This window comes from Enterococcus sp. AMC1252 (genome assembly GCF_058216515.1).
In genome coordinates, this window is the sequence record NZ_CM177097.1 from 246,074 (window position 1) to 258,359 (window position 12,286).

Sequence of the window (12,286 nt, forward strand, 5' to 3'; positions counted from 1 at the left end):
TTTATTGAATAAATGGCAGGATATTCATGCTTTATGATAAAAGTACACTAAAATCATTAGGAAATCCTTCAAATACCATGAATTTAGCAGTGATTTTAGTGCAAATCCTCCCTAACCATTTAAAAATTCCGTAAAAAAAAGTATAATAGAGAAGGTTGTAAATAAACTTAAAGGAATGTAGCAAATGGACAATCAGCTAACTACAGAATTAAAAGAACGTTACGGCATTGTTTTCCATGATGTCAACCTATTAGAACAAGCTTTTACCCATTCATCCTATGTGAATGAGCATCGCTATTTAAAACTATCTGACAATGAACGATTAGAATTTTTAGGAGATGCCGTTTTAGAATTATTGGTTTCTCAATATTTGTATAAACAATTCCCGGAAATGCCAGAAGGCAAGCTGACGAAAATGCGGGCAGCAATTGTGCGTGAAGACAGTTTATCCAAATTTGCGAAAGAATGTCATTTTGACCAATATATTCTTCTTGGAAAAGGAGAAGAAAATTCTGGTGGACGGACACGTCCAGCGTTACTTTGTGACTTATTTGAAGCATTTTTAGGTGCTTTGTTCTTAGATCAAAAAGTCGATGCAGTCAAGAAATTTATTGCAGAAGTCATTTTTCCAAAAATTGATGCCGGTGCTTTTTCACATGAGATGGATCATAAAACACATCTACAAGAAGTCTTACAACGTCAAGGGGATGTCAATATTGACTACCGTTTGGTTAATGAGGAAGGCCCTGCTCATGATCGAATCTTTTTTGTTGAGGTTTACGTCAACGAAAAACTGATTGGAACAGGTCAAGGGAAATCGAAGAAATTAGCAGAACAGGATGCCGCTGAAAAAGCGCTGAAACAAAATCCTGAGTAAGCTTGGAAGGAGCCGTTTTATTCGTGTATTTAAAACGAATTGAGATCGCAGGATTTAAATCCTTTGCGGATCGGACTGTTATAGAGTTTGAAAATGGTGTGACGGCTGTCGTTGGACCAAATGGCAGCGGAAAAAGTAATATCACCGAAGCGATTCGCTGGGTCTTAGGCGAGCAATCGGCAAAAAGTCTTCGCGGAGGCAAAATGCCGGATATTATTTTCGCTGGTTCTGAAGGTCGTAAAGCGTTGAATATTGCCGAAGTAACGGTTGTCTTAGATAATAGCGATCATTTTTTACCGTTAGATTTTACTGAAATCAGTGTAACACGTCGCTATCGTCGAACAGGTGAAAGTGATTTTTATATCAATAAACAAGCTTGCCGTTTGAAAGATATCCATGATTTATTTATGGATTCTGGTTTAGGAAAAGAATCATTCTCGATTATTTCCCAAGGGAAAGTTGAAGCAATTTTTAATAGTAAACCAGAAGATCGTCGTGGTATTTTTGAAGAAGCCGCAGGCGTTTTGAAGTATAAACAACGGAAGAAAAAAGCAGAACAAAAGCTGTTTGAAACAGAAGATAACCTAAGTCGTGTACAAGATATCATCTACGAATTAGAAGATCAACTGACTCCTCTAGCTGCGCAAAGTGAAGCGGCCAAGGAGTTTTTGAAACTTAAAGAGAGCCTAACTGAAATTGATGTTAGCTTAACGGTAACGGAAATCGAGGCGGCCAAAGAAATTTGGAAAATAAAAACAACTGAACTTGCTGAAATCGAAGAGAAACTAAACGCTGCAAGTAAAAAAATCCGTGATTCAGAGGATGAATTGTTTCAGTTGCGTGGGAAACGCAATAAATTAGATGGGCAAATTGAGACAGAACAGCAACAGTTGCTCCAAATCACGGAAGCATTGAAACAAACAGAAGGACAAAAAGATGTTTTGGTTGAACGTTCAAAACATACGATGCAGACAACCAGTGAGTATCAACAAACGTTAGCAGAAAATGCTGAAAAAATCACGCGCTACCGTGAAGAAGTCCAAGAGTTACAAACGAAAGTTACCGAGAAAAAAGTACAGCGTGAATCATTAGTTGAAGCAATCCAAGCATCAGAATTAGAAGTTGAAAAATACAGTAAGTCTTCAAAAGAATTATTGGAAGAATTACGCAGTCAGTATGTAGAAGTCATGCAAGAACAAGCTAATACAACGAATGATTTAAAATATTTAGAACGTCAATACCAACAAGAAACGGCTAAAAATCAACAATCTATCCAAAAACACGAAGCATTAGAAAAACAAATGACAGATGCGCTAGCAGAAAAAGAGCAACTGGAAGAAAGTTTAGCCGCATCTGATCAATCATTAACCGATCAAAGAGAACAATACACGCAATTAAAGAATCAACTAGATCAAAAGCAAGGGCAATTGGCTGTAAAACAAAAAAATATGTACCAAGCCATGAACCAAGTCCAACAAGCCAAAGCGCGTCAAAAGAGCTTACAAGAAATTCAAGAAAACTATTCAGGATTTTATCAAGGTGTTCGAGCCGTACTCAAACACAAAGATCAGTTGACTGGAATTGTTGGTGCTGTGGCAGAATTGATCGAGGTGCCAAAAGAGTATACATTAGCAATTGAAACAGCTTTAGGTGGTGCAGCACAACATGTCGTTGTGGAAAGTGAAAAAGACGGTCGAGCTGGAATCACATTCTTGAAGCAACAACATAGTGGTCGGGCAACATTCCTACCGTTGACAACCATTAAGCCAAGAAATGTTTCCAGTGCGGTGCGTGATCGTGTCAGTAATATTCCTGGATTTTTAGGAGTCGCCAGCGAATTAGTTCATTTTTCAGATGAAGTTGGTAATGTTATTCAAAATCTTTTAGGTGTGACGTTGCTTGCAGAAACGTTAGAAAGTGCCAATCAATTAGCAAAAGCTGTGAATTACCAATATCGTGTTGTCTCATTAGATGGAGATGTCATGAACTCAGGTGGTTCGATGACCGGTGGTGCCAATAAACGTGGTAATCAAGGAAGTCTGTTTTCACAAACACAAGAACTTCAAACTTTAACGGAACAAATGGAGCGTTTTGAAAAACAATTAACTGTAAATGAAAAAGAAGTCCAAGAATTAACAGATGAAGTCAAGCAGCTAAATGAACAATTGGAGCAACTTCGCTCAACTGGTGAAACAAGTCGCTTGAAGCAACAAGAGTTACAAAATAAACTGGCAAATCAAGAAGAGACGATTACTCGTTTAACAAAAGAACAACGTTTGTTTGAATTTGAAGCGCGCGAACTACATCAATTTTTAACAGAATATCAAGCGAGAAAAGAAGAACTGACGGAACAACAACAAGAACTGAATCAGACAAAAGATCGTTTGGATCGAGAAATGAAACAAGTTGATCAAGAAGCTAGCCAAATGGAAACCTTACGAGCAGAAGCGTTTGAACGCTTTAATCAAGTACAGGCAGATCAAGCAGTTGTGGCTGAACAATTGGCTCATTTAACGGAACAAGTAACAGAAAAACAAACTCAGTTAGACGAATTTTTAGCAAGAGAAACAGCATTACGTCAGCAATTACAACAATTGAGTGATAACTCCACAGATCATCAAGTCACAGAAGAAAGCTTAGCGGTTCAATTAGAACAACTAGCAGAGAAAAAAGAGCAACTTCAAATAAGCATTCAAGAAGCGAAAACAGCTCGTCATCAATTACAAGAGCAGGTTGATCGAATCGATACAGGGTTGGCTGAAGAAAATAAACAACAACAACATTTATTGACAGAACAAACCAAAATAGAAGTCGAGAAAAACCGCTCAGAAATCAAACTAGACAATTCGTTGCAATATCTACAAGAAGAATATAGTTTGACCTTTGAACGTGCGAGTGAAGATTATGAACTGTCGATCGACAAAGAGCAGGCACAAATCGAAGTGAAACGCTTGAAACGTGAGATCGAACGTTTAGGTCCAGTCAATCTCAACGCCATCGAACAATATGAACAAGTCAATGAACGTCATGAGTTTTTAGTATCGCAACGTGATGATTTATTAGATGCCAAAGATCAATTGTTTGAAACAATGGGTGAGATGGATGAAGAAGTCAAAGCACGCTTTAGCGAAGTCTTTGAAGCAATTCGTGCGCAATTTAAAGTTGTGTTTCCAAACATGTTTGGCGGCGGTCGGGCAGAGCTGATTTTAACAAATCCCGAAGATTTACTGAATACAGGGGTAGAAATCGAAGCACAACCACCAGGCAAAAAATTACAAAACCTAAGCTTACTTTCCGGTGGCGAACGAGCTTTAACAGCGATTGCGTTATTGTTCTCTATTATTCGTGTTAGACCAGTTCCATTCTGTGTCTTAGATGAAGTTGAGGCGGCATTAGATGATGCCAACGTTTCTCGTTTTGGCCATTATTTGAGTGAGTTTGAAGATGATACACAATTTATCGTGGTCACTCACCGTAAAGGGACGATGGAAGCCGCTGATGTCTTGTATGGTGTAACGATGCAAGAATCAGGTGTTTCAAAAATTGTTTCTGTTCGTTTGGAAGAAGTGAAAGAAGGCGGCGCAATCGTCGCTGAAACTTAGGTGTGTAAGATAGGAGGAAAAGTTGGGTTGATTAAGCTGGTCGCTATCGATTTAGATGGCACATTATTAGATAGTAAGAAGGAAATTTCTTCAAGAAACAAAGAAGCTTTAGCCAAAGCCAAAGCTGCAGGAGTTAAAATCGTTATTTGTACAGGCCGACCATTGGCTGCAATTGGTATCTATTTAGATGCTTTAAATTTGCGAGATAACGGCGATTATAGTATCACATTTAATGGCGGGTTAGTTCAAAAAAACGATACAGGTGAAATCATTGAAAAATCATCTATGCCGTTAGAAAATGTCCATGATTTATTTGAGCTAGCTACATCGTTGAATGTACCTCTAGATATTTTGTCTGATGGGCTGGTCTTGCAGTTGCCAACAACACAGAATTATGAATCTTTGTATAGCCAACTAAATAAATTACTGACGTATGAGTCTCACGAACTAGCCGCATTGACAACTGATAGAATTTACAATAAAGCCGTTATTGCGGTAGAGCAAACGTATCTAGATGAGCAAATTAAAAAGATACCGAGTCCATTTTATGATCGCTATGAAATCATCAAAACGAGAAGTAATTTACTAGAATTTATGCCTAAAGGAATCACGAAAGCCTATGGAATTTCTTTATTAGCTAGAGATTTAGGCATTAAACAAGAAGAGATTATGACGATTGGTGATGAAGAAAATGATTTACCGATGATCGAATATGCAGGACTTGGTGTAGCGATGGAAAATGCTGTCGCTAAGGTGAAAGACTTGGCAGATGTTATCACAGATACAAATGACAATGACGGTGTTGCACAAGCCGTTGAAAAATTTGTTTTAGAACCATTGAGAGGAGGGAATTAAATGGGATTTTTCGATAAAATAAAAAAAGCGTTTATGAATGAAAAAGAAACACCACCTGCTGAAATCAAGACAGATGAAGAGGTCATAGAATCCGTTCAAGAAGATGTGATTCCAGAAGAAAAACAAGTAGAGACAGAATCGTTGGAACATACGCAAGTAGATTCTCTTGATACAACAGAAGAGCCTGTAAAAGAACCAGAACCTGAAATCGATCCTTCGATTACGGTAAATCCTGTGACTCAAGCAGAAGAACTTGTTGAGCCTGAAATTATTGAAGAACAAGAAGAAGAAATCATCGTTCAAGAAAAGTATGAAAAAGGGCTAGAAAAAACCCGTAAAACATTTGGGGAACGTTTGAATGAATTATTTGCTAATTTCCGTTCTGTGGATGAAGACTTTTTTGAAGAGCTAGAAGAAACATTGATTGGCGCTGACGTTGGCTTTGATACAGCAATTAAAATCACAGAATCATTACGTCAAGAAGTGAAACTGCGCAATGTGAAAAAACCTGCGGCTGTTCAAAATACGATTATTGAAAAAATGGTTGATTTATACGAAGCAGAAGGAATCGAAGAAAATAATGCGCTGAATATTCAAGCAAATGGTTTAACTGTTATGCTATTTGTCGGCGTAAATGGTGTTGGTAAAACAACCAGTATCGGTAAACTAGCACATGAATTTAAACAAGACGGAAAAAAAGTCCTGATGGCAGCAGCAGATACGTTTAGAGCAGGAGCCATTGATCAATTAGTGGTCTGGGGCGAACGTGCTGGGGTAGAAGTTGTTCGCGGTAATGCAGGTGGCGATCCAGCGGCAGTAGTTTTTGATGCAGTAGATCGTGCTAAAGCTGAAAATGCGGATATCTTACTTGTTGATACAGCAGGGCGCTTGCAAAATAAAGTCAATTTGATGAACGAATTAGAAAAAATCAAACGGGTGATACAACGTGAATTGCCAGATGCACCGCATGAAGTCTTGCTTGTGGTAGATGCCACAACCGGGCAAAACGCCATGTCACAAGCAAAACAATTCAAAGAAACGACCGATGTTACAGGCTTAGTCTTAACAAAATTAGATGGGACAGCCAAAGGTGGGATCGTCTTAGCCATTCGTAATGAGTTACACTTACCAGTGAAGTTAGTGGGACTTGGGGAAGGTATTGATGATTTAGAGCCATTCGATGCAAATGATTTTGCGATTGGATTGTTTAAAGGATTGTTGAAGGAAGAAGACTAGAAGCTAGATACGTTCTTTAGTTCATAATAAAAAAACAGTTTTTGGATACGTCAGGTAGACGACTATTCAGAGGCTGTTTTTTTATGAGCGCATGTGACTTTACTTAGGTACATTAATAAAAAATAATGTGATTAGTACAAACTAGCGTGTTTTAATAGGTCACCTATCCGCCAGTCTTGCGACTGAAATGAAGTGTACTCTATGCTTTTGTATGTAGATTAATTATATCTTTAAGGAAGTATTTTGTGTAGACTAAATACTATGATTCCAACTTGTTTTCCTAATTTTCATGAGAGCTAAACGCCGTGTTCCGCTTTTCTTGATCCAGCTACACAAAACAACTCTCAAGGAAAATAGATAACTCTCTGAAAAGACAAAGAGCATCTTTCCAAAGAGTTCCTAATTTTCATAAGAGCTAAACGCTTTGTTCCGCTTTTCTTGATCCAGCTACACAAAGCAACTCTCAAGGAAAATAGATAACTCTCTGAAAAGACAAAGAGCATCTTTCCAGAGAGTTCCTAATTTTCATGAGAGCTAAACGCTTTGTTTCGCTTTTCTTGATCCAGCTACACAAAGCAACTCTCAAGGAAAATAGATAACTCTCTGAAAAGACAAAGAGCATCTTTCCAGAGAGTTCCTAATTTTCATGAGAGCTAAACGCTTTGTTTCGCTTTTCTGTTTACAAATTATTCGTCTCTATCCCATAATCTTCCGCAATTTTCTTCAAACTAAATCCTTTACCGAAAACTTCACTCGCATTCATTGACACAATAAAGGCTTCTTCATCAATTGACAAGACATTTTCTTTGATCTTTGCAAAATCTTTTTCACTAATAACCGTCATCATCAACATGCTTGGATTTTTTTGATAACCACCTTCGATTGGAACCATTGTTAATCCTTTATCCATATCGACTAAAATTTTCTCTTTGATTTCCGCATATTTCGGTGAAATGATCATGACATTTTTCGAACGAACAAAGCCAACTTGAACCATATCAACCACTCGTCCAATAAGATATAAGCAAATCAGAGAAAAGAGGACTGTATCAGTATTGAAAACAAATAGAGCGGATAAAATCACCAAACCATCCACAAATAAAATCGACACGCCTAGCGAAATCTTAAAGTACTTGTTCACGATTTGAGAGATGATTGCTGTTCCACCAGTTGAAGCATTCCCTCTAAATTCTAGTCCTAACCCAATCCCAGTTAAAATACCGCCGAAGATCGTTGCGAGGAAAATATTATGTGTAAGTACAGGTAAATGCGTCGTGATCCCCACAAAAAACGGATAAATCAAACTACCATAAATCGTTTTGATACCAACCTCTTTTCCCAAAAGTAAGAAACAAAGTAGTAATAAAGGCAAGTTGATTGCATATAAAACTAAAGCGGGATTGGTTCCAAACAAGTAGTTGATCACTACGCTGATTCCGTTTGCCCCTCCTGCTACGATTTTGTTTGGCAGTAAAATCGAATTGATTGATACCGCTAAAATAAAAGAACCAATCGTTACATATAACGTATCTTGGATTTGTCTTTTCGTAAATTTCATATAAAACGTTCCTCCATTGTCAAAGAATATCGGGTATTTCCTCATTGAACGAATAATAAGAGCAAAATAAAAATAGTTCAACGAATAGCCCCTAGTTATACTATCACGAATGACTAGAAAATATCATGAGATAATTTTAATTTTTTAGTTGAGGAGTATGGTAAAATTAGAGAGAATAGAAAAACAATAGCTATTTAATCAAATAAAGGTTAAAAAACGTTGATCCCATAAATTTTCGTGATGCTGAATAATTGTTTGGGCGCCGAGTAAGTCATTGTTTAGTGTTGTATTTAAACCTCGTTTCATGAAACAACGATAACCTAAACCGTGAGCCATTCGGATTGTAGTGTCAACACAGTATTCTGTCTGAGCACCACAAAATTCTAGTTCAGTGACGGATAATTCATCTAAACATTCTTTTAGCTTTGTTTGAAAAAAAGAATTCGCATGCGTTTTCCTAACATAAACGTCACAAGATCTGGCATCAAGTTGTTCAAATAGCTGCCAATTGTGACTTCCGACAACTAGCTCAGCATCTTCATGTTGGATAAATAAAATGGGTAGATGATTAGTACGGTAATCTGCAATGCGTTGATTTACACCAATTAATAGATCAGTAAGATGAAATAAACCATTTCCAACATTTTCGAGACCATTTTGGAGATCGATGACGATCAATGCTTTAGTATTCATGGTGTTCTCCTTTGTTGTATATTTTTTTTTTCTTTCTAGTATACAATGAAGTTACATGACTTAAAAGAATAGACGCAGCAAAATAAAAAAGTGTGAGGCACCTCTGTTTGGACTAATTAAGAAAGTTTATATTCTTTTTAACTAAATTTAAGCTAAAATATTCTTTTTGCTTCTCTTTTTCTATATAATGATGAGTAATGGAATAATAACGGGGAAGAAAGGCGACAGTATGAAATTTAAAGAGTTGTTACAACAAAAAACTGCACGTCCATATGTAATGGCTGCACGATTTGGATTAGAAAAAGAAAGTCAACGTACGACATTTGATGGTCAATTAGCAACAACGTATCATCCAGAAGTTTTAGGCAATCGTTCGTACCATCCGTATATTCAAACTGATTTTAGTGAGTCACAAATGGAGTTGATCACGCCTGTGGCAAATTCCATCCATGAAATGATGCGCTACCTTGCAGCGATTCATGATGTAGCGTTGCGTTCGATGAATAAACATGAGATGCTTTGGCCGTTAAGTATGCCGCCAAAACTGCCACTAAAAGATGAAGAAATCAAAATTGCTAAGCTAGACCAGTTTGAAGGGATTTTGTATCGTCGTTATCTAGCGAGAGAATATGGCAAACGTAAACAAATGGTCAGTGGCATTCATTTTAATTTTGAATATGACATCGAATTAGTCAAACAGCTTTTCTCAGCACAAATAGAATACGAAACGATCGAAGAATTCAAAAATATTTTATATATGAAGGTCTCACGGAATTACTTACGTTACCGTTGGCTGATCACATATCTATTTGGCGCGTCACCTGTCAGCGAGTCTGGTTATTTTACGGAGCGAGAAGAACGTCCGAAAGAGCCAGTTAGAAGTCTGCGCAACAGTTCGTTTGGTTATAAAAATAATGAGGACGTCAAAGTTTCGTATGAATCATTACAACACTACATTAATGATATCCATCGCATGGTTGAAAATGGTATCTTATCTGAAGAAAAAGAATTTTACTCGGCTGTCCGTTTACGCGGCGGAAAACAAATGGCTGATTTACCTAAAACGGGTATTCGCTATATTGAACTTAGAAATCTAGATTTAAATCCATTTGCGCCATTAGGTGTAGATGAAGAATCGCTTGAGTTTATTCATTTGTTTATGCTGTACTTATTATGGACAGATGAAAAAGAAGCACCGAATGATTGGGTAGCAACAGGGGACTTCTTAAATGAACAAGTAGCGTTAGGACATCCTTTTGCTCAAGTAAAACTACTAGCAGAAGGTGACCGTATTTTTGCTGAAATGGATGAAATGATCGAAGCATTAGGTCTATTTAGAGCGAAGAAATCATTGGAAGTTCATCGAGCTCAGTTAAGAACACCTGATTTAACGATTGCTGGAAAAATGTGGACAATTATTGAAAGCAACTCAAATCAAGAATTGGGTATTATTTTTGGAAAAGAATACCAAGGAATGGCCTTTGAACGTCCTTATCAATTAGCTGGTTTTAGAAATATGGAGTTATCTACACAGTTGTTTTTATTTGATGTCATCCAAAAAGGTGTAGAAGTTGAGTTGTTAGATGAAGCAGAACAATTTTTAAAACTTAAGCACAATGACCATATTGAGTATGTCAAAAATGCGAATATGACAAGCAAAGATAGTTATATCGTACCGCTGATCATGGAAAATAAGACGGTCACTAAAAAAGTTCTGGCGGAGGCTGGTTTTACCGTGCCTGCTGGAGATGAATTTGATGGGATCGAACAGGCGGAACAAGCTTATGTAAAATACTCCGAAAAAGCGTTTGTGATCAAACCTAAAACAACCAATTACGGTTTAGGAATCACGATTTTTAAAGAGGGTGCTTCTTTAGCTGATTATACTGAAGCGTTGAAATTAGCGTTTAAAGAAGATTCAGCTGTATTGATTGAAGAATTCTTACCTGGGACAGAATATCGTTTCTTTGTTTTGGATGGTCAAGTACGTGCTATCATGTTACGAGTGCCCGCCAATGTTGTTGGTGATGGGATTCGTTCAGTTGAAGCATTGGTAGCAGAAAAGAACCTTGATCCGTTGAGAGGAACGCACCATCGCTCACCGTTGGAACTGATTCAATTAGGGGATGTAGAACGATTGATGTTAAAAGAGCAGAATCTTTTAACAACATCTGTACCAGAAAAAGATCAGATCGTTTATTTACGGGAGAATTCTAACGTCAGCACGGGTGGCGATTCAATTGATGTAACAGATAATTTTGATGAAAGCTATAAACAGATTGCCATCGAAGCTGTTCAAGCTTTAGGCGCAAAAATTTGTGGAATCGACTTGATCGTACCAGATAAAACAATCAAAGGAATGAAAGACAGTCGAACGTACGGAATCATAGAAGCGAACTTTAATCCAGCTATGCATATGCACGCATATCCGCATACGGGTCAGGGGCGTCATTTGACGATGGATGTGCTGAAAATGTTATATCCGGAAGTGTTTTAGAAAATGAATTATAAAGAAGCAGCAAAGAAAAAAGTTGATTTTCTTTGCTGCTTCTTTGTTATCAAAAAGAATAGTTGAGAAAAGAGTTATTACCAGCATGCTCTTATTTTTGTTTATTTGTATCCAAATTATAGGAGCGTTCCTCGATGCTCTCTTAATGAAATAATTTATGCCAGAAACTTTTCTTAGGTTGTTCTGATTTAGTTGTTGGTGCAGCAGTTTGCTTGGGATATTTTTGTTCGATATCGATGATTTCTTCATTCACCGCTTCTCTCGCAGTTAATACCAAACCTAAAGCATCAGGTGTATTCTCAACAAAATCATTGACCACGGTAAACGATACTTTTTGCTCGTTGATCAACTTGATATAGGCTCCCTGCAAGCTCATCTCCATTGCGCCATTCAGTAAAACAGTAGCATCTGGGTGCTGTGTTAGTTCTTTTAAAAAATTCGTTCTATCTTCTGTATTTTTCATCTGTGTAATTGTCATCGTCAAGTAGCATCGCTCACGAAAAGTGCCCATATACTTGCGTTGTTCTTCTGGTTTTAGTAGCGGAGTGCCATACATTGCATTATCTAAATGTTTCTGTAAGTCATCTTGTGCCATTAATTATCTAACCTGCTTCCATATAGTCTTACTTCAAATTATAGCATAGATCCAGTGTAAAGCGCTTAGAATAACTGAATTTCAATGCTAATTGAGAATGAAGAAAAGCTAAAAAAGTATTGCTTTTATTAAGATTTTCGCATAGACTAAGAGATAAGAATGAAAATCATTCTCAATTAGAAAAGCTGAACAGGTTCGTTCAGTTCTGACAGAAAAATAGGAAAACAGGATTGTGCCGTAAATTGGCACTAGCAGGTTTTATCTTTTTTCCGAGGAACTAGCTTGTAAAGCTAGACAAAGAGAAAAGCTGAACAGGCTCGTTCAGTTTTGAAAATTTCATTCTAGCAAGTAGAAAAACGGA

At 37.3% G+C, this 12,286-nt stretch carries 8 protein-coding genes; 5 read left to right on the forward strand and 3 right to left on the reverse strand.

Going from position 1 to position 12,286, the window contains the following annotated elements; all coding sequences use genetic code 11:
• The first annotated feature begins 184 nt into the window (after positions 1–184).
• The 4 genes from rnc to ftsY are packed head-to-tail and all read left to right on the forward strand — an operon-like array spanning position 185 to position 6,570.
• A complete protein-coding gene (gene rnc / locus AC4BB5_RS01110; protein WP_010770450.1) occupies positions 185–877 on the forward strand; it encodes a ribonuclease III in 693 nt (230 codons plus the stop codon).
• Positions 878–900: 23 nt separating this feature from the next.
• A complete protein-coding gene (smc, locus tag AC4BB5_RS01115; protein WP_490457618.1) occupies positions 901–4,479 on the forward strand; it encodes a chromosome segregation protein SMC in 3,579 nt (1,192 codons plus the stop codon).
• A 27-nt stretch (positions 4,480–4,506) separates the two neighbouring features.
• The gene (locus AC4BB5_RS01120; protein WP_490457619.1) at positions 4,507–5,334 is read left to right on the forward strand and encodes a Cof-type HAD-IIB family hydrolase; all 828 of its coding nucleotides are present in this window, start codon (positions 4,507–4,509) and stop codon (positions 5,332–5,334) included.
• Positions 5,335–5,367: 33 nt separating this feature from the next.
• Positions 5,368–6,570, forward strand: coding sequence for a signal recognition particle-docking protein FtsY (gene ftsY / locus AC4BB5_RS01125; protein WP_490459013.1), 1,203 nt, complete (start codon positions 5,368–5,370; stop codon positions 6,568–6,570).
• Between the two features lie 679 nt (positions 6,571–7,249).
• Here ftsY and AC4BB5_RS01130 read toward each other — a convergent pair.
• Together AC4BB5_RS01130 and AC4BB5_RS01135 are read right to left on the reverse strand one after the other, a co-directional pair.
• Positions 7,250–8,128 carry a YitT family protein gene (locus AC4BB5_RS01130; protein WP_490457620.1) on the reverse strand — a complete coding sequence of 293 codons (879 nt, stop codon included), beginning with the start codon at positions 8,126–8,128 and terminating at the stop codon, positions 7,250–7,252.
• A gap of 198 nt (positions 8,129–8,326) precedes the next feature.
• Positions 8,327–8,821, reverse strand: a complete 495-nt coding sequence (locus tag AC4BB5_RS01135) for a cysteine hydrolase family protein (protein WP_490457621.1) — start codon at positions 8,819–8,821, stop codon at positions 8,327–8,329.
• 229 nt (positions 8,822–9,050) lie between these two features.
• Between AC4BB5_RS01135 and gshAB the strand changes: the two genes are divergently transcribed.
• The gene (gshAB, locus tag AC4BB5_RS01140) at positions 9,051–11,318 is read left to right on the forward strand and encodes a bifunctional glutamate--cysteine ligase GshA/glutathione synthetase GshB (RefSeq protein WP_490457622.1); all 2,268 of its coding nucleotides are present in this window, start codon (positions 9,051–9,053) and stop codon (positions 11,316–11,318) included.
• A 154-nt stretch (positions 11,319–11,472) separates the two neighbouring features.
• On the opposite strand, the gene AC4BB5_RS01145 is transcribed toward gshAB, so the two are convergent.
• Complete coding sequence (locus tag AC4BB5_RS01145; protein ID WP_490457623.1) at positions 11,473–11,925, reverse strand: YueI family protein; 453 nt, start codon at positions 11,923–11,925, stop codon at positions 11,473–11,475.
• Between the last annotated feature and the right edge of the window lie 361 nt (positions 11,926–12,286).